Annotated in this window: 22 protein-coding genes; 9 read left to right on the top strand and 13 right to left on the bottom strand. The window is 72.7% G+C overall.

Going from position 1 to position 22,474, the window contains the following annotated elements:
• Positions 1 to 14 precede the first annotated feature (14 nt).
• From OG899_RS09575 to OG899_RS09555, 5 genes are all read left to right on the top strand, one after another.
• A complete protein-coding gene (locus OG899_RS09575) occupies positions 15 to 1,607 on the top strand; it encodes an ABC transporter ATP-binding protein (protein ID WP_125496827.1) in 1,593 nt (530 codons plus the stop codon).
• A complete protein-coding gene (locus OG899_RS09570; RefSeq protein WP_406310988.1) occupies positions 1,604 to 2,737 on the top strand; it encodes an ABC transporter permease in 1,134 nt (377 codons plus the stop codon). The genes OG899_RS09575 and OG899_RS09570 overlap by 4 nt, the downstream gene beginning before the upstream one ends.
• Positions 2,734 to 3,996: an ABC transporter permease gene (locus OG899_RS09565; RefSeq protein ID WP_125496829.1), complete on the top strand. Its 1,263-nt coding sequence runs from the start codon at positions 2,734 to 2,736 to the stop codon at positions 3,994 to 3,996. Before OG899_RS09570 ends, OG899_RS09565 begins: the two co-directional genes overlap by 4 nt.
• Complete coding sequence (locus OG899_RS09560) at positions 3,993 to 4,397, top strand: cytidine deaminase (protein WP_125496830.1); 405 nt, start codon at positions 3,993 to 3,995, stop codon at positions 4,395 to 4,397. The genes OG899_RS09565 and OG899_RS09560 overlap by 4 nt, the downstream gene beginning before the upstream one ends.
• Positions 4,398 to 4,482: 85 nt before the next feature.
• On the top strand, positions 4,483 to 5,766 hold the full coding sequence (locus OG899_RS09555) for a thymidine phosphorylase (RefSeq protein WP_125496831.1): 1,284 nt from the start codon (positions 4,483 to 4,485) through the stop codon (positions 5,764 to 5,766).
• Between the two features lie 270 nt (positions 5,767 to 6,036).
• Here the strand turns inward: OG899_RS09555 and OG899_RS09550 are convergent, their stop codons facing one another.
• The 3 genes from OG899_RS09550 to OG899_RS09540 form a co-directional block, all read right to left on the bottom strand.
• Entirely contained in the window at positions 6,037 to 6,957 is a 921-nt protein-coding gene (locus OG899_RS09550; RefSeq protein ID WP_125496832.1) for an AEC family transporter, read from the bottom strand.
• A gap of 46 nt (positions 6,958 to 7,003) precedes the next feature.
• Entirely contained in the window at positions 7,004 to 8,086 is a 1,083-nt protein-coding gene (locus OG899_RS09545; RefSeq protein ID WP_168131416.1) for a sigma-70 family RNA polymerase sigma factor, read from the bottom strand.
• Positions 8,087 to 8,153: 67 nt separating this feature from the next.
• Positions 8,154 to 9,458: an MFS transporter gene (locus OG899_RS09540; protein ID WP_406310987.1), complete on the bottom strand. Its 1,305-nt coding sequence runs from the start codon at positions 9,456 to 9,458 to the stop codon at positions 8,154 to 8,156.
• Positions 9,459 to 9,521: 63 nt separating this feature from the next.
• On the opposite strand from OG899_RS09540, the gene OG899_RS09535 reads away from it, so the two are divergent.
• Complete coding sequence (locus OG899_RS09535; RefSeq protein ID WP_125496834.1) at positions 9,522 to 10,499, top strand: LysR family transcriptional regulator; 978 nt, start codon at positions 9,522 to 9,524, stop codon at positions 10,497 to 10,499.
• An 80-nt stretch (positions 10,500 to 10,579) separates the two neighbouring features.
• On the opposite strand, the gene OG899_RS09530 is transcribed toward OG899_RS09535, so the two are convergent.
• Complete coding sequence (locus tag OG899_RS09530) at positions 10,580 to 11,344, bottom strand: alpha/beta hydrolase (RefSeq protein ID WP_125496835.1); 765 nt, start codon at positions 11,342 to 11,344, stop codon at positions 10,580 to 10,582.
• Positions 11,345 to 11,776: 432 nt separating this feature from the next.
• Between OG899_RS09530 and OG899_RS09525 the strand changes: the two genes are divergently transcribed.
• The gene (locus OG899_RS09525) at positions 11,777 to 12,100 is read left to right on the top strand and encodes an ATP-binding protein (protein WP_125496836.1); all 324 of its coding nucleotides are present in this window, start codon (positions 11,777 to 11,779) and stop codon (positions 12,098 to 12,100) included.
• 162 nt (positions 12,101 to 12,262) lie between these two features.
• Here the strand turns inward: OG899_RS09525 and OG899_RS09520 are convergent, their stop codons facing one another.
• The 5 genes from OG899_RS09520 to afsQ1 all read right to left on the bottom strand — a co-directional run bounded on the left by OG899_RS09520 (position 12,263) and on the right by afsQ1 (position 16,252).
• Positions 12,263 to 12,469 (bottom strand): PspC domain-containing protein, encoded by a 207-nt coding sequence (locus OG899_RS09520; protein ID WP_125496837.1) that lies wholly within the window; start codon positions 12,467 to 12,469, stop codon positions 12,263 to 12,265.
• A 59-nt stretch (positions 12,470 to 12,528) separates the two neighbouring features.
• The gene (locus OG899_RS09515; RefSeq protein ID WP_251504412.1) at positions 12,529 to 13,110 is read right to left on the bottom strand and encodes a VanZ family protein; all 582 of its coding nucleotides are present in this window, start codon (positions 13,108 to 13,110) and stop codon (positions 12,529 to 12,531) included.
• Positions 13,111 to 13,284: 174 nt separating this feature from the next.
• Positions 13,285 to 13,920: a hypothetical protein gene (locus OG899_RS09510; RefSeq protein WP_229814081.1), complete on the bottom strand. Its 636-nt coding sequence runs from the start codon at positions 13,918 to 13,920 to the stop codon at positions 13,285 to 13,287.
• A complete protein-coding gene (locus OG899_RS09505; RefSeq protein ID WP_406310986.1) occupies positions 13,917 to 15,515 on the bottom strand; it encodes a sensor histidine kinase in 1,599 nt (532 codons plus the stop codon). The genes OG899_RS09510 and OG899_RS09505 overlap by 4 nt, the downstream gene beginning before the upstream one ends.
• Before the next feature lie 59 nt (positions 15,516 to 15,574).
• Positions 15,575 to 16,252: a two-component system response regulator AfsQ1 gene (gene afsQ1 / locus OG899_RS09500; protein WP_185867801.1), complete on the bottom strand. Its 678-nt coding sequence runs from the start codon at positions 16,250 to 16,252 to the stop codon at positions 15,575 to 15,577.
• A gap of 205 nt (positions 16,253 to 16,457) precedes the next feature.
• Between afsQ1 and OG899_RS09495 the strand changes: the two genes are divergently transcribed.
• Positions 16,458 to 17,240, top strand: a complete 783-nt coding sequence (locus OG899_RS09495) for a SigE family RNA polymerase sigma factor (RefSeq protein ID WP_125496841.1) — start codon at positions 16,458 to 16,460, stop codon at positions 17,238 to 17,240.
• Positions 17,241 to 17,685: 445 nt separating this feature from the next.
• Here the strand turns inward: OG899_RS09495 and OG899_RS09490 are convergent, their stop codons facing one another.
• Positions 17,686 to 18,285 carry a uridine kinase gene (locus tag OG899_RS09490; RefSeq protein WP_125500579.1) on the bottom strand — a complete coding sequence of 200 codons (600 nt, stop codon included), beginning with the start codon at positions 18,283 to 18,285 and terminating at the stop codon, positions 17,686 to 17,688.
• Between the two features lie 170 nt (positions 18,286 to 18,455).
• On the opposite strand from OG899_RS09490, the gene OG899_RS09485 reads away from it, so the two are divergent.
• Complete coding sequence (locus OG899_RS09485; protein ID WP_125500577.1) at positions 18,456 to 18,848, top strand: hypothetical protein; 393 nt, start codon at positions 18,456 to 18,458, stop codon at positions 18,846 to 18,848.
• Positions 18,849 to 19,048: 200 nt separating this feature from the next.
• Here OG899_RS09485 and OG899_RS09480 read toward each other — a convergent pair whose 3' ends face one another.
• From OG899_RS09480 to deoC, 3 genes are read right to left on the bottom strand one after another with little or no spacing between them, the layout of a single operon-like run.
• A complete protein-coding gene (locus OG899_RS09480; RefSeq protein ID WP_125500576.1) occupies positions 19,049 to 19,954 on the bottom strand; it encodes an aldehyde dehydrogenase in 906 nt (301 codons plus the stop codon).
• Complete coding sequence (locus tag OG899_RS09475; protein WP_125500575.1) at positions 19,944 to 21,398, bottom strand: aldehyde dehydrogenase family protein; 1,455 nt, start codon at positions 21,396 to 21,398, stop codon at positions 19,944 to 19,946. The genes OG899_RS09480 and OG899_RS09475 overlap by 11 nt, the downstream gene beginning before the upstream one ends.
• Before the next feature lie 5 nt (positions 21,399 to 21,403).
• On the bottom strand, positions 21,404 to 22,375 hold the full coding sequence (gene deoC / locus OG899_RS09470; RefSeq protein WP_125500578.1) for a deoxyribose-phosphate aldolase: 972 nt from the start codon (positions 22,373 to 22,375) through the stop codon (positions 21,404 to 21,406).
• Between the last annotated feature and the right edge of the window lie 99 nt (positions 22,376 to 22,474).

Genomic DNA, 22,474 nt, shown 5'->3' with positions numbered 1-22,474 from the left:
AAGGAGAGTGCGCCATCGACGCGTCCAGCAGCCCTCCGCCCACCGCTTCCTCGACCGCCGCGGTGGAGCTCGCGGGCATCACCAAACGTTTCCCCGGTGTCGTGGCGAACCACGACATCCATCTGACGGTCCGCAAGGGCACCGTCCATGCCCTCGTCGGCGAGAACGGCGCCGGCAAGTCGACCCTGATGAAGATCCTCTACGGCATGCAGAAGCCGGACGAGGGCACCATCACGATCGACGGCGAGCAGGTCGCCTTCAACAGCCCCGCCGACGCCATCGCGCGCGGCATCGGCATGGTCCACCAGCACTTCATGCTGGCCGACAACCTGACCGTGCTGGAGAACGTCGTGCTGGGCAGCGAGAAGCTGCACGGCATCGGCGGCGCCGCCCGCAGGAAGATCGAGGAGATCTCCGGCCGGTACGGCCTCGGGGTGCGCCCCGACGCCCTGGTGGAGACCCTCGGTGTCGCCGACCGTCAGCGCGTGGAGATCCTCAAGGTCCTCTACCGCGGTGCCCGCACCCTGATCCTCGACGAGCCCACCGCCGTGCTCGTCCCGCAGGAGGTGGACGCGCTCTTCGCCAACCTGCGCGAGCTGAAGTCCGAGGGCCTGTCCGTCATCTTCATCTCGCACAAGCTCGGCGAGGTCCTCGCGGTCGCCGACGACATCACCGTCATACGCCGCGGCACCACGGTCGGCACCGCCGTGCCCTCCGAGACCACCCCGCGCCAGCTCGCCGAGCTGATGGTCGGCAGCGAGCTGCCCACCCCGGAGACCGCCGAGTCCACCGTCACCGACCGGCCCGTGCTCACCGTCGACAAGCTGCGGCTGGAGGCGGAGGGCGGCCGTGCCGTCCTGGACGACATCAGCTTCACCATCCGCGCCGGCGAGGTCCTGGGCCTCGCGGGCGTCGAGGGCAACGGCCAGACGGAGCTGATCGAGGCGCTCATCGGCCTCAAGCCCGCCGACTCCGGCACCATCACACTGGAGGGCGAGGAGATCACCGCCTGGCCCACCCGCAAGCGTCGCGAGAGCGGCGTCGGCTACATCCCCGAGGACCGCCACCGCCACGGTTTGCTGCTGGAAGCACCGCTGTGGGAGAACCGCATCCTCGGGCACGTCACCGAACGCCCCAACGCCAAGGGCTTCTGGCTCGACCCCAAGGCCGCCCAGGCCGACACCCGCCGGATCGTCGAGGAGTACGACGTCCGCACCCCCGGCATCGACGTCACCGCCGCCTCCCTGTCCGGCGGCAACCAGCAGAAGCTGATCGTCGGCCGGGAGATGAGCCACAACCCGAAGTTCCTCATCGCCGCCCACCCCACCCGCGGTGTGGACGTCGGCGCGCAGGCGCAGATCTGGGACCAGATCCGCGCCGCCCGCCGCGAGGGCCTGGCCGTGCTGCTGATCTCCGCCGACCTCGACGAGCTGATCGGCCTGTCCGACACCCTGCGGGTGATCTACAACGGCCGGCTGGTCGCGGACGCCGACCCGGCCACCATCACCCCCGAGGAGCTGGGCTCGGCCATGACGGGTGCCGCCTCCGGCCACCTGGAACACGCAGACACCGACGACACCGCCGGCCCGGAGGGCGAGGCCCGATGAAGAAGTTCGACAAGGAGCGGGTGCTCCTGGCGGTGGCCGGCCCGGTCATCGCCCTCGTCGCGGCGATCGTGCTGACCTCGGTCGTGCTGATCGCCTCGGGCAAGAGCCCGATCGAGCCGTACACGCTGATGCTCCAGCAGGCCGGCTATTCCGACGTCCAGGTGCTGATCATCAACCAGGCGTCGATGTACTACCTGGCGGCGCTGGCGGTGGCCATCGGCTTCCGGATGAACCTGTTCAACATCGGCGTCGACGGCCAGTACCGGCTCGCCGCGGTGATCACCGCCGCGGTCGGCGCCCACCTCGCCCTGCCGTCCTTCCTGCAGATCCCCGTGCTGCTGCTGGTCGGCATGCTCACCGGCGCCTTCTGGTCCGGCATCGCGGGGGTCCTGAAGGTCACCCGGGGCGTGAGCGAGGTCGTCGCCACGATCATGCTCAACTCCATCGCCACCGCCCTCATCGGCTACCTGACCCTCAAGGACGTGTGGGGCGTGCAGGTCGGCAACAACATGACGACCGGCCCCATGCACGAGTCCGGCTGGTTCCCCGGCATCGACCTGGGCGCGGACGTCGGCGAGATCTACGGCCTGGTGTTCCTCGCCGTGGCCATGGGCATCGTCTACTGGATCGTCCTCAACCGCACCCGCTTCGGCTTCGACCTGCGTGCCACCGGCGAGTCCGAGACCGCCGCCGCGGCCTCCGGTGTCGACGCCAAGAAGATGGTGCTCACCGCGATGCTGATCTCCGGCGCGGTCGCGGGCCTGTCCGGCCTGCCGCTGCTGCTCGGCGACTCCCACACCTACAGCCTGAGCTTCCCCACCGGTCTCGGCTTCACCGGCATCACCATCGCGCTGCTCGGCCGCAACAACCCGGTCGGCATCGCCTTCGCCGCACTGCTGATCGCCTTCCTCGACAAGGCCTCTCCCGCGCTCGACTACGCCACCCCGGTGGCGTACGAGAAGGAGATCGCCACCATCATGCAGGGCCTGATCGTCTTCGCGGTCGTCATCTCCTACGAGGCCGTCCGGCAGTGGGGCCTGCGCCGCCAGCAGAAGCGGGTCGGCGCCGAACTCGCCGCCGCGGTCGCCGCCCAGAACAACTCCGAGAAGAAGGAGGTGGCGGCCCGATGACCACCTCGACCATCGCCAAGCCGCAGGCGAAGCCGTCCGCCCGGAACGGCCGCCGGTTCTCCCTGCCGGTGCTCCTGCTGATCATCGCGGGCGTCCTGGTCCTGACCTCGGTCGTCCGCCTGATCACCGGCGCGAACGAGATCACCTCCACCGGGCAGGTGTCCACCGCGCTCCGGCTGGCCGTCCCCATCGGCCTGGCGGGCCTGGGCGGCCTGTGGGCCGAGCGGGCCGGTGTGGTCAACATCGGCCTGGAAGGCATGATGATCCTGGGCACCTGGTTCGGTGCCTGGGCCGGCTACCAGTGGGGCCCGTGGACCGGTGTGATCTTCGGGATCATCGGCGGCTGCATCGGCGCCGTGCTGCACGCCATCGCCACCGTGACGTTCAACGTCAACCACATCGTCTCCGGTGTGGCCATCAACATCCTGGCCCTGGGCCTGACCCGCTACCTGTCGAAGTTCACCTTCGAGGACGCCCCGCAGGGCTCCTCCAAGCAGTCCCCGCCGATCGACTCGCTGGGCACCTTCTCCGTGCCCGGTCTGTCGGACGCGCTGCAGACCCTCAACGGCAAGCACTGGTTCCTGGTCTCCGACCTGGCCGGCCTGATCGGTGGTGTGTTCACCAATCTGTCGCCGCTGACCGTGGTCGCCGTCGCCCTGGTGCCGCTGTCCTGGTGGGTGCTGTGGCGCACCGCCTTCGGGCTGCGGCTGCGCTCCTGCGGCGAGAACCCGGTGGCCGCCGAGTCCCTCGGTGTCAACGTCTACCTGTACAAGTACCTCGCCGTGATCATCTCCGGCGGTTTCGCCGGCCTCGGCGGCGCCTTCCTGTCCATCGTGGCCTCCAACGTCTACCTCGACGGACAGACCGCGGGCCGCGGCTACATCGGCCTCGCCGCGATGATCTTCGGCAACTGGATGCCGGGCGGCCTCGCCCTGGGCGCCGGCCTGTTCGGTTACACCGACAGCCTGAACCTGCGCGGCGGCACCACCAACGTCCACGCGCTGATCCTGCTGCTGGCGATCCTGCTGGTGTTCGGGGTGGCGTACCTGGTGTGGCGCAAGCGCATCGTCCCGGCGGTGATCACCGCGGTGGTCTCGGCGCTGATGTTCCTGTGGTACGCCGGCACCGACGACGTACCCAAGCAGGTCGTGACCGCGACCCCGTACCTCGTCACCCTGCTGGTGCTGTCGCTGTCCGCGCAGCACCTGCGGATGCCGAAGGCGGACGGCCTGCCGTACCGGAAGGGACAGGGCAAGTGACATCCGCGGCGGCGACGTTCGACTGGGCGGCACTGCGCGAGGAGGCACGCGCGGCGATGGGCCGGGCCTACGCCCCCTACTCGGGCTACCCGGTCGGCGCCGCCGCCCTGGTCGACGACGGCCGGATCGTCACCGGCTGCAACGTCGAGAACGCCTCCTACGGCCTCGGCCTGTGCGCGGAGTGCGGTCTGGTCTCCCAGCTGCTCAACAGCGGCGGCGGCCGGCTGACCCACTTCACCTGCGTGGACGGCCGTGGTGAGATCCTCGTCCCGTGCGGCAGGTGCCGGCAGCTGCTGTACGAGTTCGGCGGGCCGGAGCTGCTGCTGGAGACCCCGGCAGGCATCCGTCCTCTGTCGCAGATGCTGCCGCAGGCCTTCGGGCCGGAGCATCTGAGCAAGTGAACCACCGAGCGGCCCCGTGCGCGCCGTCCCCCGTGGCCGGCCGGCACGGGGCCGCACCCTTCGCACCCGGAAGGAACCGAACCCCATGGCCATGGACGCCATCTCCGTCATCCGCACCAAGCGGGACCGCGGCGAACTCAGCGACGAGCAGATCGACTGGGTGATCGACGCGTACACCCGCGGGGAGGTCGCCGACGAGCAGATGTCCGCGCTGGCCATGGCCATCCTGCTCAACGGCATGAACCGCCGGGAGATCGCCCGCTGGACCGCCGCGATGATCGCCTCCGGCGAGCGCATGGACTTCTCCTCGCTGTCCCGGCCGACCGCCGACAAGCACTCCACGGGCGGCGTCGGCGACAAGATCACCCTGCCGCTGGCCCCGCTGGTCGCCGCGTGCGGCGCGGCCGTCCCGCAGCTGTCCGGCCGCGGCCTCGGCCACACCGGCGGCACCCTGGACAAGCTGGAGTCGATCCCCGGCTGGCGCGCCCTGCTGTCCAACGAGGAGATGCTGTCCGTGCTGGACCGCGTCGGCGCGGTGATCTGCGCGGCCGGCGACGGCCTCGCACCCGCCGACAAGAAGCTCTACGCGCTGCGCGACGTGACCGGCACGGTCGAGGCGATCCCGCTGATCGCGTCCTCCATCATGTCCAAGAAGATCGCGGAGGGCACGGGCAGCCTGGTGCTGGACGTGAAGGTCGGCTCCGGCGCCTTCATGAAGAACCTGCAGGACGCGCGTGAGCTGGCCCGCACGATGGTCGGCCTGGGCACCGACTCCGGCGTGAGGACGGTCGCGCTGCTCACCGACATGTCGACGCCGCTCGGCCTGACCGCGGGCAACGCCCTGGAGGTCCGCGAGTCGGTGGAGGTCCTGGCGGGCGGCGGCCCGAAGGACGTCGTCGAGCTGACCCTCGCCCTGGCCCGGGAGATGCTGGACGCGGCCGGCCTGAAGGATGCCGACCCGGCCAAGGCCCTGGCCGACGGCTCGGCGATGGACGTCTGGCGGCGGATGATCGCCGCCCAGGGCGGCGACCCGGACGCCCCGCTGCCCACCGCCCGCGAACAGCATGTGGTGACGGCGCCCGCCACCGGTGTGCTCACCCGCCTGGACGCCTACGACATCGGTGTGGCCGCCTGGCGCCTGGGCGCGGGCCGCGCCCGCAAGGAGGACCCGGTGCAGGCCGCGGCCGGTGTGGAGCTGCACGCCAAGCCGGGCGACACGGTGACGGCCGGTCAGCCCCTGCTGACCCTGCACACCGACACCCCCGAGCGCTTCGACTACGCGCTGCAGGCGGTGCAGGGCTCGTACGACATCGCGGCCCCGGGCACGGACTTCACGCCGTCGCCGGTGGTGCTGGAGCGCATCGCCTGATCAGACGCTTCCTCGTCGGGGTGAACAGGACCGGTGGACGTGCCGCCGGTCCCGTTCGGCGTGCCGGGATCGGTGACACACCGAGGGGAGAGCTGCCGTGCGCGTGCACATCGTCGGCGACGACCCCGAGCAGAGCCGGGACGAGCTCGTCCGGCTCCGGGAGGAGACGGAGGAGCCCGAGGGCGGCAAGGGCGGCGAGCCCGTGACGATCCCGGAGCCCTTCTGCCTCGTGCCGGACGCCGGCGGGTTCCCGGTCGAGCGACGCCCCCCTCACCCGAGGAGGGCCGCCACCACCACCAGTACCGGCACCGACAGAAGCGTCGACAGCAGGATCGACTCCCGCGCCAGCGACTCGCCCACCCGGTAGCGGCCGGCGTAGGTGTACAGGTTCTGTGCGGCGGGCAGCGCCGCGGTCACCACCACGTCCAGCAGCGGTGCACCGCGCAGGGAGAACACCCCCGCCGCCAGTGCCCAGGCCACCACCGGCTGGCCCACCGACTTCAGCGCCACCGACAGCAGCACCAGGTGACGGTCCCGGCCCCGGCCGGGTGCCGTGCTGCCGCGCAGGGAGATGCCGAAGGCGAGCAGGACGGCCGGAACCGACATGTTGCCGATCAGGATGAGGGGTTCCATGACCGGGCCGGGCAGATGCACGCCGGTCGCGGAGACCAGCACACCGCTCAGGGAGCCCACCGCCACCGGGTTGCGCAACGGCGTCAGCAGCCGTCGCCACAGCGGCCCCTTCGCGCCCGCGCCGGACAGGTCGAGGACGGTCAGGGCGAGCGGGGTGACCAGCACCTGCTGGAACAGCAGCACCGGCGCGACCAGGGAGGCGTCGCCGAGGACGTACACCGCGATGGGGATGCCGAGATTCCCGGCGTTGACGTAACTGGAGCACAGCGCGCCGATCGTGGTGCGACCCAGGCCCCAGCCGCGGGCCGCGCCGACCGCCACGAAGACACCCGCGGCCACCGCCGTGCTCAGGGCCGTCACCAGCAGCCGGCCGGAGAAGATCACGGACAGGTCCGCACGGGCCAGCGTGGTGAACAGCAGTGCCGGAGTGGCCGCGTGGAAGGCCAGCCTGGTGAGCACCTCCCGGCCCTGCGCGCCGAGCGAGCCGCGCCGGCCCATCGCATAGCCGGCCCCGATGACGACCGCGATCACCGCGAACCCGCTCAGCACGCCTTGCACATGCCAACCCTCCGGTGCGCGGACCGAGGGGTCAATGTGATCTGTGTCAGCGGTCCCGGACGGCCGGACCGTGCCGTTCCGCCGGCTGCTGCGGCACCTCGAACAGCGGGAACAGCCGCGCGGTGTCGAGGAAACAGCGGAACCCGGTGATCCGGCCCGCCGAGATCTCCAGCACCTGCAGGGCCCACGGCGCCCAGCCGCCCTGCTCCGGGTCCGGTTCGTACGGGGCGTAGGCGGGCAGCCCGTTGGCCGCCACCGGTATCAGGCGCGAGCCCGCGCAGGAGGCGCCGACGGTGGTCATGAAACCGGTGATGTCCGCCGCCCCGGACAGCCACAGGTCGAACGGCGGCATCGTCATCACCGCGTCCCCGTGCGGCAGCGCGGTCAGCGCCGCCCTGTCGTCCCCCTCGAAGGCCCGCACACAGCGGTCCAGCAGCAGCGTGCGCTGGCGTGCGTCCAGCGGGTCGGACACCGCCGCCCGCGCACCGCGGTCCGCCCACGCGGCGAGGGTCGCGCGGGCCCGCTGCAACGCGCTGTTGACCGAGGCGACCGCGGTGTCCAGCAGCTCGGCGACCTCGCTCGCCTTCCAGGCCGGCACCTCCCGCAGGAGCAGCACCGCCCGCTTCCTCGGCGGCAGCTGCGGCAGCGCCGCCACGAACGCCAGCCGCACCGACTCCTTGGCGACCACCGCCTCCGCCGGGTCCTGCGCGGACGGCAGCACCCGGCCGTCCGGCACCGGCTCCAGCCAGGTGCTGTCCGGGCGGGGCGTGAGGGCCGCCCGGGCAAGCGGCGTGGCACCGGTCAGGTCCATCGGCCGGGCCCGCCTGCCGCCGGCCGACAGCATGTCCAGGCACACGTGGGTCGCGATCCGGTACAGCCACGAGCGGAGACCGGAGCGGCCCGGGAACGTCCCGTGGCTGCGCCAGGCACGCATCAGCGTGTCCTGCACCGCGTCCTCCGCCTCGAGGGACGAGCCCGGCATGCGGTAGCAGTGGCCGGTCAGCTCGACCCGGTACGGCTCCAGCTGCGCGTCGAGGTCCTGTGCCGCCGTCGCGTCGGCCGTCGTCGTCCACCCCCGCCCCTGCGGCCCTGTCCGGTGCCCCCTCGCACCGGGCTGCGCCGAAACCACCGCAGCCCGCCGACAACGGCGCCCGGAAGCGCACGACGACGCGGGCCGGAGCGGGGGAGAGGAGGCGTCAGACGGTCGCCGGGTGCTCCTCGTTGCGGGCCTCGGCCCTGGCCGCCCGCGTCCCCAGCAGGGTGATCACCCCGACGCCCAGCACGGCCAGCAGGCCCACCCCGACCGTGCCGGGCCAGCCCTCGGCGTGGAAGGCCGTCGCACCGACCGTGCTGCCGACGCTGGAGCCGATGTAGTACATCGACTGGTACAGGGCCGAGGCCTGCGCCCGCCCGTGGGAGGCCGTCCGGCTGACCGCCGACGAGGCCACCGCGTGCCCGGCGAAGAAGCCCGCCGTGATCAGCACCAGGCCCATGAGGATCAGCACCACCGAGTCCACCAGCGACACCAGCAGACCCGCCGCGGTCGTGGCACCCGCCAGGTACAGGGCGCCCCTGCGGCCCAGCCGGCGCACCAGCCGGCCCGCCGCCGACGCCGACACCGTGCCCACCAGGTACACCAGGAACACCGACCCGATGATGCCCTGCGGCAGCGAGAACGGCGCTTCGGTCAGGCGATAGCCGATCACCGTGTAGACGCCGCCGAAGACCGTCATGAACAGCGCGCCGATCGCGTACAGGCGGCGCAGCAGCGGATGGGCCAGGTGGTCGCGGACCGTGCCCAGCAGGACGCGGGGACGCAGCGAGCCGGCCGTGAAGTGCCGCGGCGCGGGCAGCAGCATCCGGAACGCCACCGCGCAGACCACCGCGATCACCCCGATCACGCCGACGGCGATCCGCCAGCCCCATTCCTGGGCGATCCAGCCGGCGATGATCCGGCCGCTCATCCCGCCCACGCTGTTGCCGGCCACGAACAGCCCGATCGCCGAGACCAGCGCCGAGGGGCTGACCTCCTCCGCCATGTACGCCTGGGCGGAGGCGGGCAGGCCCGCCAGCGCCGCGCCCTGCAGCGCCCGCAGCACCACCAGCACGCCCAGCGAGGGCGCGAACGGCACCAGCAGACCGAGGGTCACCGCGACCGCCAGGGACGCCGTCATCACCGTCCGCCGGCCGAACCGTTCCGACAGGGCGCTCATCGGCAGCACGAACACGGCCAGACCGCCGGTGGCCGCCGCCACCGTCCAGCTCGCGTCGCCCGCCGCCACCCGGAAGCCGTCGGAGATCAGCGGCAGCAGCGCCTGCGTGGAGTACAGCAGGGCGAAGGTGGCGACTCCGGCCAGGAACAGGGCGAAGCTCATCCGGCGGTAACCGGGGCCGCCGGGGACCATCCGGGAGTCGGTGGCGGGTGTGGTGGCGAAAGCGGGGTCGGCGTCGGTGTCGGCGGCGCCCACGGCGGTGGACGCCCCGGTATCGGCGGGCTTCATGCCTCGACGGTAGGGAGGCCGTCACTGTTCCGTCCAATGCATGGAACGGCGATAATTGTTCCCGTGGTGCATCAGTCGAGGTCGCAGGGGCGCCTGTCACGCAGCGGTGACACAGAAGACGTCCCGGGAAACGGCGAGGAGCTGGCCCGTCTGCTCGCGCCGCGCCTCGCCCACTTCGCCGGCGTCGCCCGCACCGAGCATGTCACGCGCGCCGCACAGGAGATGGGCGTCCCCCAGTCCACGCTGTCGCGGGCGATGGTCCGCCTGGAGCAGGACCTCGGGGTCGACCTGTTCGCCCGCCGGGGCCGGACGGTGTCGCTCACCCCCGCCGGCCGCACCTTCCTCGCCTCCGTCGAACGCGCCCTCGCCGAGATCGAGCGGGCCGCCGAGCAGGTCCGCGCCGACACCGACCCGGCCACCGGCAAGGTCGCCTTCGGGTTTCTGCACACCATGGGCGCCGAGACCGTGCCCGGGCTGCTGCACGCCTTCCGCGCGGACCATCCCCGGGTCCGCTTCAGCCTGGTGCAGGACCACGGCGGGGCCATGCTGGAGCGGCTGCGCGCCGGCGAGCTGGACCTGTGCCTGACCTCGCCCGTGCCGGACGCCCCGGACCTGGTGGCCCGCCGCCTCGACGAGCAGAAGCTGCGCCTGGTGGTGCCCGAGGGACACCGGCTGGCCGGGCGCCGCAGGATCAGGCTCGCGGAGGCCGCCGAGGAGGCGTTCGTGACCCTGGAGCCCGGCTACGGCATGCGCCGCATCGCCGACGCCCTGTGCCGCGAGGCCGGCTTCACCCCGCGCATCGCCTTCGAGGGCGAGGAGGCGGAGACCCTGCGCGGCCTGGTCGCCGCCGGGCTGGGCGTCGCCCTGCTGCCGCCGCCTCCCGTGCCCCGTCCGGGGGTGGCCGAGCTGACGGTCACGGCGCCCCGCGCGGTGCGCGAGATCGGCGTCGCCTGGCTGGACGGCCGGCCGGAGACGCCTCCGGTGGCGGCGTTCAAGAAGTTCCTGCTCTCCCGCCGGGGTCGTCTGCTGCACCAGCCGTGAGGCAGCGGGCCGGGGCGGCTTCGCAGCGGGGCCGCGGCGACTGTGTCGCGGCCCGCCCGCGCCCTGCCGTCACCGCCGGATCACCGCCGCCGGGGCGGCCTGCCGAACCCCGAGGCGAGCGGCATCCGCAGCCCGATCGGCGGCGGGGCCGCCAGCGCGTCCCGCACCGGGCGGGCGAACTCGTGCCCGAACAGCGTGGCCCTGACGAAGTTCGCGGTCAGCGCGGTGACCTCGGCGCGGTACTCGCGCAGCCCGTGCCCGTCGGTGTGCACCTCGAACCGGCACACGTTCCGGTTGGCCTTCTTCGCCCGTGCCGCGAAGGAGAACGACAGCTCGGGATCGGTGCGCAGGTCCCGCGTGCCGTGCACGATCAGCACATACCGTCCGGTGAGCTGCTTCACCGGTTCCGGGTCGGCCGCGGTGCCCTCCTCGGGCAGCCACGGGGCGACGGCCACGACCGAGCGGACCGCCTCGTGCCCGCCCGCGCGCAGGGCCGCCCGGCCGCCCATGCCGTGCCCGGCCAGACACACCGGCACGTCCCCGTAGCGCCGTACCGCCTCCTCGACCGCCCAGGCGGCGTCCCGCGCCGGATCCGCCCGGTCGCCGTTCCAGCCGCGGCAGCGGTAGTGCACCACGTGCACGGCCAGGCCGTCGGCGCGGCCGGCCAGGGCCAGCCGCCGTCCCAGCGTGCCCAGCAGGGCGGCGGCGCGCAGGGGGGAGGGTCTGCGCGCGGAGGCCTCCGGGCCGCCGGGGAGCAGCAGCACCGCTCCGCGCACCACCGCCGGCCGTGGGCCGGCCGTCCTGCCCAGCCGGGCCGTGCGCCCGGGCGTCGCCAGCACAACCATGACAGCACAGTGACAGATGCTGTGCGCTGTGCCACCCGTCCGTGCGGTCACCGTTGCGTATCGACGGCCGCGGGCAGGGCGCGTGCGCGTCGGGCACCGCGCCGGGGCCTCCGGCCGCGCCCTCGACGACAGGGACGACACGCAGGGGTTCACCGTCAATGCGATGAAGTCGGCCTTCATTCCTTCTCATGAATGGGCAGCCGTGAAGAATGACGTCGTCGAGCCCGGGCGTGCGGCTCGAGAATCCGTACAACTGTTTATCGCCTGCCCTGCGACCAGGGTGTTCGCCGCATCGGCGGACCGAACGGAGCGCATCAGCGCGCGATGTGAATTCCTCACGCCCCGGTATTCCGGTGTTTGCGGTCGGCGGTGCGGCGTGTTTACGGTCGTGGACCGCTCATTCCCCCGCTCTCCATTCCAAGGACGCGTTTCATGAAGCAGTCTGCCGCCAAGACCCTCGGTGTCGCCGCTCTCGGTGCCGCCTTCGCCGCCGTCGGCGCGGGCGCCGCGAACGCCGCGCCGGCCCTGCCGCAGACCGGGCAGGTCGCGGACACCGTCGGCCAGGTGCTCCCCGCCGGGAACGTCACCAAGGCGCTGCCGGGAGCCGACCAGGCGCTGGCCCCGGTGGGGCCGACGGTCGACCGGACCCTCGACGCCACCCGGCCGGTGGATTCGGTGACCGGCCTGCTCGGCGGACTGCCCGTCCGGACCCTGCCCGCGAAGGGGCTGTCCGTCAACGGTCTGCCCGTGCGCTGACCTCCTCCTTCACCGCCCCCGTATGCCGCCGGGGCGCACCCCTCGGTCACGGGGGTGCGCCCCGGCGGCGTTCGTCTGCGCACGGCGGCGTACGGCGCCGAGCGGTCACCCAGCGGTCACCGTGCAACGCGCCGGACGACTGCCAGGCGGTGCGCCGAGCGGTCACCAGGTGGTGCGCCGGGCGGCCTTGTCCTCGGAGGGCAGCAGGATCCACAGCGCCAGGTACACCAGGAACTGCGGGCCCGGCAGCAGGCAGGACAGCAGGAAGATCACCCGCATCGTCGTCGCCGAGGTGTGGAAGCGCCGGGCCAGCGCGGCGCACACGCCGGCGATCACACGGCCGTGGCTGGGGCGGGCAAGGGCGGTCATGAAAGCCTCCGTGGGCTGTCGTGCGGAGCCTCCCCGTCGGGCCCCGTCCGCCTGCCACGTTACGGAGCGGAAGGAGGCACGGCATCGCTCCACGGAGCGATGCCGACCCTGGGATACGTCGGGGTGCGCCCCTGATTCCGGTCCTGTCCGGACACCGCCGGCGAGCCGGTCCGCTCGGCCCTGCGGCGGAGCAGGAAGCGGGCCGCCGGCACCACCGCGAGATGGGCGACGGCCACGCCCGCGGTGTTCAGCAGCAGTGTGTCGACGTCCACGACCCGGCCGGGCACCCCGGTCTGCAGCAGGGCGACGGCCACCGAGGCCAGGGCGCCGGCCGCGACCGTACGGGCCAGGGAGGCGACCGGCGAGACCCGCAGCCGGCCGTGCGCCAGCGGCAGCAGCACCCCCAGCGGGGCCAGCAGCCCCAGTCCCTCGGCCAGCGGCCGCAGCGCCCCCGGCCAGCCCAGGCGCAGGTCGGCGCGGACGGTGGCCAGGGGATGCAGATTGGGCGGGGCCACCCATGGGACGTCCCGCGGACGCAGCATCAGCCAGGCGACGAGCGCCCCATGGAGGACGAGGAGAACGCCTCCCGTCGTACGGAGGCGGAAGGCGGCCCTGCCGCCGAGAGAGCCTTGACGCTGCACGCCCCCCAAGACGCGTCCCCCGGTTCGTTCGGTTCCGGCCGTCACCCGACCGGGGGCCCGACCGTGCTTCGGCTCGCCGTCCGTACCCCGGGCGCGTACGCGGGGGCGGCCGCACTCCGCGTACACGCCCTCGTCCTTCATCGATCCGCGCCGTGCATCCGTGATCGGACCGGGTCAGCCGGAGGTGACCGGCGTGGACGGCGGCCTGGTGGTGCCGGGGCCGGAGCGGACCGCGTCGGTGCACGCGTAGCGGTGCAGCCCGCCGTCGTCGGGGCCGCCGAGCACGACCGAGCCGTCGCCCTCGGCGGCGGCCGAGTCCGACAGGGTGCACACCAGCTGCGCGAGGGCGGTGCTGCCGAGGCCGGACAGGGCGGTGCTCAGCCGCAGGGCGTCCTGCGGGTCGCCGGCGCGCGGACCGGAGGCCGTCAGACCGCGCGGCACGAGCGTGCGGTAGCCGGCGGCCTTCTCCCCGGCCGACGGCTCCTCGGCCAGCTGGTCCAGCAGACCCTGGGCGATCGCCACCCGCCGGGCGTCGTCGTCCGTGCCGTCCGCCACGGTCACCACCCGGTCGACGGCGACGAGCGACGCGCCGCACAGCAGGAACACCTGCACGGGGATCCCGTGCGCCCGCTGCTGGTCCGTGTCGGGCTGGGACGGTGTGCAGGGCACCCGCGAGGGCGCGGCACCGAAGTCGGTGGGCACCTGCGTGGGCCGGATCCCGCACCCGGTGAGGACCAGTGCCAGGGCCGCTAGGGCCGGCAGCCGGCGGCGCAGCGACCCCGCGCACCTGCGTCGTTCGCGTGACCTCACCGGACCTCCTCCTGCACGCCGCCGTCCGAGCCGCCGTCGCCGTCGCCCTCGCGGCCGGCCTGACGGGCCGTGCCGTCACCGTCCCGTCGGCCGGAGCCGCCGCCCTTGTCCTCCGCCTGCGCGGCGGCGAGCGCGGAGGCGTCCCGCGGCAGCCGCAGGGTGAACACCGCGCCGCCCTCGGGGTGGTTGGCCGCGGTGATGTCGCCGCCGTGGATGTGGGCGTTGTTCAGGGCGATGGACAGGCCGAGGCCGCTGCCCTCCGACCGCGGCCGGGACGCGCTCGCCTTGTAGAACCGGTCGAAGACATGCGGCAGCACATCCTCGGGGATGCCGGGGCCGTGGTCGCGGACCTGGATGACGACCTCCTCCTCCGACTCGCGCACCGACACCCGCACCGGGGAGCCGCCGTGCTTGAGGGCGTTGCCGATCAGGTTGGCGAGGATGACGTCCAGGCGGCGCGGGTCGAGGCGGGCGTGGATGCCGCGCTCGGCGTCCAGCTCCACCGCGTCCAGCCAGGCGCGGGCGTCGATGCAGGCGGTGATCTGGTCGGCGATGTCCACGTCGTCCAGGACGAGCCGGGCGGTGCCCGCGTCGAAACGGGTCACCTCCATCAGGTTCTCCACCAGGTCGTTCAGCCGTCGTGTCTCGCTGACCACCAGCCGGACCGCCGGCTCGATCATCGGGTCGATGCCGCCGCCCTCGGAGTCCAGCTCCTCCTCCAGCACCTCGGTGACCGCGGTGATGGCCGTCAGCGGGGTGCGCAGCTCATGGCTCATGTCCGCCACGAAGCGGCGGGAGGCCTCGTCCCGAGCGGCCATGTCGGCGACCCGCTTCTCCAGCGCGGCCGCCGCGTTGTTGAACGTCCGCGCCAGGTCGGCCAGTTCGTCGGTGCCCGAGACCCGCAACCGGGTGTCGAGCCGGCCCTCGCCGAGACGGCGCGCCGCCACCCCGAGCCGGTGCACCGGCCGCAGCACGGTCGTCGCCGCGGCCTGCGCCAGCAGCGCCGCACCGATCAGCGCCAGCGCCGTGGCGACCCCCAGCGACCAGGCCAGCGAGTTGAGGTCCTTGGCCTCCGGCTCCAGCGACTTGAGCATGTAGCCGGTCGGGCCGCCCCCGATCACCTTCGAGCCCGCCACCAGATACGGCGTGCCGTCGAGGTCGATGCGCTGCCAGTACAGGTGGTACGGCGCCTTGTTCGTCTCCGACAGCGGCTGGCGCCGGTCCACCGCGGCGCGCAGCGAGGCGGGCACGTCCCGCAGCGTGAAGCCGTCCGGTCCGCCGGAGGCGCCGTGCACCGTCCGCCCGTCGGTGTCCTGTCCGACGAGCAGCACACCGAACCGCTGGCCGCTGCCCGCCATCTGGTCGGCGGTGTGCTGCAGCACGTCCTGCGAGGGATGCTCCGGCAGCGCGCCCGCCCGGTTGTGCATCTCCTGCCAGAAGTCCCGCAGCACCGCGTCCTGGGCGCGGGTGAGCACGGCCTCCCGGTTGAGCCAGTAGGCGATCCCGGACGCCGACACCGCCGCCGTCAGCGCCACCAGCGCGAACACCACGACCAGCCGCAGCCGCAGACTGGTGAAACGCAGACGCGACCACACTCTCCTGCGCCCCGCGGCCCAGCCGCCGAGCCGCCCTTGCTCTTCTGTCCGCTCTTCGGTCACTGAGGCGCGTCCAGCCGGTAGCCGACTCCACGCACGGTACGGATCAGCGTCGGGGACGACGGCACGTCCTCGACCTTGGCCCGCAGCCGCTGCACGCACGCGTCCACCAGCCGCGAGTCACCGAGATAGTCGTGCTCCCACACCAGCCGCAGCAGCTGCTGCCGCGACAACGCCTGGCCGGGCCGCCGGCTCAGCTCCAGCAGCAGCCGCAGCTCGGTCGGGGTCAGCTGCAGCTCCTGCCCGTTCTTGGTCACGGTCATCGCGGCCCGGTCGATGACGATGTTGCCGAAGACCGCCGAGTCGCTCGTCTCCCGCTCGCCGCGCCGCAGCACGGCCCGGATCCGGGCGTCCAGCACCCGTCCCTGCACCGGTTTGACGACATAGTCGTCGGCACCGGACTCCAGGCCGACCACCACGTCGATGTCGTCGCTGCGCGCGGTCAGCAGGATGATCGGCAGCTGGTCGGTGCGCCGGATGCGCCGGCACACCTCGAACCCGTCGATGCCGGGCAGCATGACGTCCAGCACGATCAGGTCCGGCCGCTGCTCGCGCAGCAGCTTCAGACCTTCCTCTCCACTGGCAGCGGTGGCCACCCGGTGTCCCTGGCGCGTCAGGGAGAGCTCCAGGGCCGTGCGGATGGCGTCGTCGTCCTCGATCAGCAACAGGGAAGGCACGGTCTCATTCTGGCCCATGGGTGTTCGGGGTTTCGACCCCCGCACGGTCGCAGGCCCGGCCCGCGGGGACCGTGTCCTGCGACACGTCCCGGTGTCCTGTGACACGTCTGTGACAGTCGGCGGACACGGCCATGAAGTCGCCACGGCAAGCTGTTCGGCACAGGCAAGCGGTCCGAACACCGAAGTCCACCGACGGGGGCGCGAGATGAACACACTGCACGGCAACGGCACCAGCGCAGTGGTCACGCGTCTGCACGACGTGAACCGGGGTGCGGACAGGGCCGGCACGGAGGGCGCCGTCTCCCGTGCGGGCACGTGCGAGCGCGGGGCGGTGCGGACGTGCGCTCACGGCTCCGGCCGTCAGCACACCCCGTACATGACGGTGCTGCAGACACCTCCGGCGGGCCGCGGGGACACCCGCGGGCAGGACACGTCCGCGAAGGCGCCCGCGGAGCGCCGCTCCCTGAGTGAGGCGGAGTTCACCGCCTACGTCCAGGAGCGTCGCGCCTCTCTGTACGCCACCGCCTATCACCTGACCGGTGACCGGTTCGAGGCCGAGGACCTGCTGCAGAGCGCGCTGTTCTCGACCTATCGGGCCTGGGACCGGATCAGCGACAAGGCGGCGGTCGGCGGCTACCTGCGCCGCACCATGACCAACCTGCACATCAGCGCCTGGCGCCGCCGCAAGCTGACCGAGTACCCGACCGAGGAGCTGCCGGAGACGCCCGGCGACACGGACGCGATGCGCGGCACCGAGCTGCGCGCCGTGCTGTGGCAGGCGCTGGCCCGGCTGCCCGAACTCCAGCGCACCATGCTGGTCCTGCGCTACTACGAGGGCCGCACGGACCCGGAGATCGCGGACATCCTCAACATCAGCGTCGGCACCGTGAAGTCGAGCATCTGGCGCTCGCTGCGCCGGCTCCGCGACGACGAGGTGCTCAACCTCGGCCGCAGCCACAAGGAGTCCTTCGGCGAGCTGGTCGCCTGAACCGGCTCACCGCAGGCAGGGGGAAACACACGGGGGAGACACGGGGGAAAGGAAAGGGAAAAGGGAACACGGGGGACCCTTGGGAACGTGGGGGTGAACACAGCCCGAGGGGGACACGGGGGAAACAACGGGGGAGAACAGGGGAAAACGGGGGAATCAGGGGATCCACGGGGGGACGACGGGGGATCCGTGGGGGGGGATCCACGGGGGAGCGCCGCACGGACGTGGGGGGACGTGAGGCGCGACACGAAGCGGGGCTGGAGGGCCGGGGGGTCCGTCCAGTCCCGCTTTCGTCGTCCGTCAGCAGCGCTCGGACGTCGTCGAGGCGCCCCGGCGCGTACGTACCCCCGGCACGTACGTACCCCCGGCACGCACGTGGCCCGGCACGACGCACCGCGGCCGGCCGTCGCCCGTCGGCCGGGTCCGCGCGGTCCGGGACGACGTCCTAGGCGACCGTCCGCTCCTGAGGCTGCCGGCCCGCCGCGGCGGCCAGCCGGCTCAACGCCTCGTCCCTGTCGCAGGGATGCGCACCGAGCGCCACCTGGCGGGCCACGATCGACCGTTCGGCGCGCATCAGCCGCCAGCCGCGGCGCAGCAGGAACGGCACCGACTTGCGGCCCTCCCGCAGGTCCCGCACGAAGCGCCGGCGGAACGTGGTGACCGCCCCGCGGGTCAGGCACAACGCGTCGGCCAGCAGGCCCAGTTCCCGGCAGCGCTCGACGATCTCGGCGGCGAAGATGCCCTCCGCGATGAACAGCGGGGTGTCGCCCAGGTGCAGCGTGGTCTCGCCGGTACGGGCGCTGCGCGCGAGGTCGTACACGGGCACGCGGGTGCTGCCCGTCGCGCACAGCTCGGCGATCGCCTCCACCGCGACGTCCGCGTCCCAGGAGCCGGGATGGTCCCAGTCGATGTCCGAACTGCCGTCCACCAGCGGCAGCGTCGGGTCGTCACCCTCCTTGTAGAAGTCGTCCAGGCGCAGCACGGGCAGCCCGGAGAGGGAGGCGATCAGGGACTTGCCCGAGCCCGAGGGGCCGCACAGCAGCACGACACGGGCGGACGGCGGGGGATGAAGGTTCACGGAACACCAGTTTGACGCATGGTGGCCCCGATTGCCGACCCCGCGGGTCGGCTTTGATGCACACACCACCCGTCAACTACGCTGTGCGCCTAGCTCGTTACGTTCCGTACCGGACCTCATCGGAAGGCGACCCAGTCATGGCTCGACATGCGTCCCCCTCCCGTTCCGTCGCGCGGCGCGCCCTGATCGCCGTCGCGGCCGCCGGTGCCGTCGTGGGCGCGGGCGCGACGACGGCCGTGGCGGACTCGGCGCCGCGCACGGGCGGGGCGGACCGCTCTGCCGCCGCGGACGACGTCACCCCGGCCGTGAAGGGGGTGACCGGCACGGTCGGCCATGTCACCGGCACGGTGGCCGGGCTGAAGCCCAATCCGCTCGCGGGCACCGGGGTCGACCCGCTGGACAACGGCGTGGGCACCCGGATCGCCGACTTCAAGCCGGTGGACTCCCGCATGATCACGGGCCCGGTGGCCGAGGCCCCGTCGATCGGCAGCATCCCGGTGGTCGGGCAGGTGCTGGGCGTGCTGCGGTGACGCACCGGGGGCCAGGCGCGCTGCGGATGACGGAAGCGCGTGCGGGTGCCCCCGGACGACGACGCGACACGCCGCGGCCTCTCCCGGGACGAGGGGAGGCCGCGGCGTGTCGCGTCGTGTGTTCGCGCGCGGCCGCACACGGCGGTGCGCTCGTGCGTCGCGCGTCGGTGCGCCCGCGTGTCGCGTCGGTGCGACCGGCGTCAGTACGACGAACCGGCCGCGCCCAGGGAGCCCGTGGTGTGCCAGACCGTCTTGGTCTCCAGGAACGCCGTCATGCGGTCGATGCCCGGGGTGGCGAACCAGTCGTCCACAGGCTGTGGACGGAGTACCCGCTTGAGGTTGTCGGCCGCCGCGATCTCCAGCTCCTTCGCCAGGGCCTCGTCGGCACCGGCCAGATCGATCGCGTTGACGTCCTGGTGCGCGGCCAGCGGGGCCGCGATCTCCGCCGTACGGCCGGACAGCACGTTCACCACGCCGCCGGGCACGTCGGAGGTGGCCAGCACCTCGGCCAGGGACAGCGCCGGCAGCGGGGCCTTCTCGCTCGCCACCACCACGGCGGTGTTGCCGGTGGCGATCACCGGGGCGAGGACGGAGACCAGGCCGAGGAAGGACGACTCCTGCGGCGCCACCACGGCCACCACACCGGTGGGTTCGGGGGTGGACAGGTTGAAGAAGGGGCCCGCCACCGGGTTGGCGCCGCCCACCACCTGGGCGATCTTGTCGGTCCAGCCCGCGTACCACACCCAGCGGTCCACGGTCGCGTCCACGACCGCCGCCGCCTTCGCCCTCGACAGGCCCTCCGCGGCCGCGACCTCCGTGACGAACTGCTCGCGGCGGCCCTCCAGCATCTCCGCGACGCGGTAGAGGACCTGACCGCGGTTGTAGGCGGTCGCGCCGGACCAGCCGCCGAACGCCTTGCGGGCCGCGACCACGGCGTCCCGGGCGTCCTTGCGGGAGGCCAGGGGCGCGTTGGCCAGCCAGTTGCCAGAAGAGTCGCTCACCTCGTACACCCGGCCGCTCTCGGAACGCGGGAACTTCCCGCCGATGTACAGCTTGTAGGTCTTGAAGACGGAGAGCCGCTCGGTCTTCACGGTCTTATCGGACATCGAGGTACGCCTCCAGGCCGTGGCGGCCGCCCTCGCGGCCGAAGCCCGACTCCTTGTAGCCGCCGAACGGCGAGGTCGGGTCGAACTTGTTGAACGTGTTGGACCAGACGACACCCGCGCGCAGCTTGTTCGCCACCGCCAGGATCCGCGACCCCTTCTCGGTCCAGATGCCCGCGCTCAGCCCGTACGGCGTGTTGTTCGCCTTGGCGACCGCCTCGTCCGGGGTGCGGAAGGTGAGCACCGACAGCACCGGGCCGAAGATCTCCTCCCGGGCGATGGTGTGCGCCTGGGTGACGTTGGTGAACACCGTCGGGGCGAACCAGTAGCCGCTCTCCGGCAGTTCGCACGGAGGCGACCAGCGCTCGGCGCCCTCCGCCTCGCCCTGCTCGGCCAGCGCCGTGATCCGGGCCAGCTGCTCCGCGGAGTTGATCGCGCCGATGTCGGTGTTCTTGTCCAGCGGGTCGCCCAGACGCAGCGTCGACAGACGGCGCTTGAGGGCGTCCAGCAGCTCGTCGTGGACCGACTCCTGCACCAGCAGCCGGGATCCGGCGCAGCACACCTGGCCCTGGTTGAAGAAGATGCCGTTGACGATGCCCTCGACGGCCTGGTCGAGCGGGGCGTCGTCGAAGACGATGTTGGCGCCCTTGCCGCCCAGTTCGAGGGTGAGCTTCTTCTTCGTCCCCGCGACCGTGCGGGCGATCTCCTTGCCGACGGCCGTGGAACCGGTGAAGGCCACCTTGTCCACGTCCGGGTGCGCCACCAGGGCGGCACCCGCGTCCCCGTAGCCCGGCAGGATGTTGACGACACCCTTCGGCAGACCGGCCTGACGGCAGATGTCCGCGAAGAACAGCGCGGACAGCGGCGTGGTCTCGGCCGGCTTGAGGACGACGGTGTTGCCGGCCGCCAGCGCGGGCGCGACCTTCCAGGCCAGCATCAGCAGCGGGAAGTTCCAGGGGATGACCTGACCGGCGACCCCCAGCGGCCGCGGGTTCGGCCCGAACCCGGCGTACTCCAGCTTGTCCGCCCAGCCGGCGTAGTAGAAGAAGTGCGCCGCGACCAGGGGCAGGTCGGCGTCCCGGGTCTCCCGGATGGGCTTGCCGTTGTCCAGCGTCTCCAGGACCGCCAGCTCACGGCTGCGCTCCTGGACGATGCGCGCGATACGGAACAGGTACTTGGCCCGCTCCGAGCCGGGCAGCGCCGACCACGGCCCGAACGCCTTGCGGGCCGCCTTCACCGCCCGGTCCACATCGGCCTGGCCGGCCCGGGCGACCTCCGACAGCACCTCCTCCGTGCTGGGCGAGACCGTCTTGAAGACCTTGCCCTCGGCCGCCTCGGTGAACTCACCGTCGATGAACAGCCCGTAGGACGGCGCGATGTCGACGATCGCACGGGACTCGGGCGCGGGCGCGTACTCGAATGCGGAAGACCGCTTCTCGATGGTCATGGTGATCAGTCCACCGTCACGTAGTCAGGGCCGGAGTAGCGGCCGGTGGCCAGCTTCTGGCGCTGCATCAGCAGATCGTTGAGCAGCGAGGACGCGCCGAAGCGGAACCAGTGGGGGTCCAGCCAGTCCTCGCCCGCGGTCTCGTTGACCAGGACCAGGAACTTGACCGCGTCCTTGCTGGTCCGGATGCCGCCGGCGGGCTTCACACCGACCTGGACACCGGTGGCCGCCCGGAAGTCGCGCACGGCTTCGAGCATCAGCAGGGTGTTGGCCGGGGTGGCGTTCACGGCGACCTTGCCGGTGGAGGTCTTGATGAAGTCGGCGCCCGCCAGCATGCCCAGCCAGCTGGCCCGGCGGATGTTGTCGTACGTGGACAGCTCGCCGGTCTCGAAGATCACCTTCAGCCGGGCCGAGGTGCCGCAGGCCTCCTTCACGGCCCGGATCTCGTCGTACACCTTCAGGTACCGGCCGGCGAGGAACGCTCCCCGGTCGATGACCATGTCGACCTCGTCGGCGCCCGCGGCGACGGCGGCGCGCACGTCCGCCAGCTTCACCTCGAGCGGCGCGCGGCCGGCCGGGAAGGCGGTCGCGACCGAGGCGACCTTCACCTTCCCCGCTCCGCCGGCGGCGGCGATCGCCTCCTTGGCGACGGCCACCAGGTCGGGGTAGACGCAGACCGCCGCGGTGGTGGGCGCCGAGCGGTCCGTGGGATCGGGGTGGACCGCCTTGGCGCCGAGAGCCCGGACCTTGCCCGGGGTGTCCGCGCCTTCCAGCGTCGTCAGATCGACCATGGAGATGGCCAGGTCGATGGCGTACGCCTTCGCGGTGGTCTTGATGGAACGGGTGCCGAGCGAGGCGGCGCGCGCCTCGAGGCCGACCGCGTCGACGCCGGGCAGCCCGTGCAGGAAGCGGCGCAGCGAGCTGTCGGACGTGGTGACGTCCGACAGCGCGTGAGCTGTGGGTGCGGTAGTGGGCATGGTCACCAGACGAGCATATCTACGCGCGTAGCGGCTGTACACCCCCCGGGGCCGGATACCTGCGCGGCGCCGGGCGGCCGGGACGGGGCCCGGTGGTGG

It is taken from the genome of Streptomyces thermoviolaceus, from assembly GCF_045209695.1.
GTDB classification, from domain to species: domain Bacteria; phylum Actinomycetota; class Actinomycetes; order Streptomycetales; family Streptomycetaceae; genus Streptomyces; species Streptomyces thermoviolaceus.
Note: the sequence above shows the minus strand (reverse complement) of the source record. Positions and strands in the feature narration are given on the sequence as shown.

Excerpts from the sequence above, each read along its gene's own strand:
- OG899_RS09525 (WP_125496836.1), top strand. The coding sequence starts at position 11,777 with ATGAAGCAGTCTGCCGCCAAGACCCTCGGTGTCGCCGCTCTCGGTGCC.
- OG899_RS09565 (WP_125496829.1), top strand. The coding sequence starts at position 2,734 with ATGACCACCTCGACCATCGCCAAGCCGCAGGCGAAGCCGTCCGCCCGG.
- OG899_RS09530 (WP_125496835.1), bottom strand. The coding sequence starts at position 11,344 with ATGGTTGTGCTGGCGACGCCCGGGCGCACGGCCCGGCTGGGCAGGACG.
- OG899_RS09475 (WP_125500575.1), bottom strand. The coding sequence starts at position 21,398 with ATGACCATCGAGAAGCGGTCTTCCGCATTCGAGTACGCGCCCGCGCCC.
- OG899_RS09480 (WP_125500576.1), bottom strand. The coding sequence starts at position 19,954 with ATGTCCGATAAGACCGTGAAGACCGAGCGGCTCTCCGTCTTCAAGACC.
- OG899_RS09495 (WP_125496841.1), top strand. The coding sequence starts at position 16,458 with ATGAACACACTGCACGGCAACGGCACCAGCGCAGTGGTCACGCGTCTG.
- OG899_RS09570 (WP_406310988.1), top strand. The coding sequence starts at position 1,604 with ATGAAGAAGTTCGACAAGGAGCGGGTGCTCCTGGCGGTGGCCGGCCCG.
- OG899_RS09520 (WP_125496837.1), bottom strand. The coding sequence starts at position 12,469 with ATGACCGCCCTTGCCCGCCCCAGCCACGGCCGTGTGATCGCCGGCGTG.
- deoC (WP_125500578.1), bottom strand. The coding sequence starts at position 22,375 with ATGCCCACTACCGCACCCACAGCTCACGCGCTGTCGGACGTCACCACG.
- OG899_RS09555 (WP_125496831.1), top strand. The coding sequence starts at position 4,483 with ATGGCCATGGACGCCATCTCCGTCATCCGCACCAAGCGGGACCGCGGC.
- OG899_RS09540 (WP_406310987.1), bottom strand. The coding sequence starts at position 9,458 with ATGAAGCCCGCCGATACCGGGGCGTCCACCGCCGTGGGCGCCGCCGAC.
- OG899_RS09485 (WP_125500577.1), top strand. The coding sequence starts at position 18,456 with ATGGCTCGACATGCGTCCCCCTCCCGTTCCGTCGCGCGGCGCGCCCTG.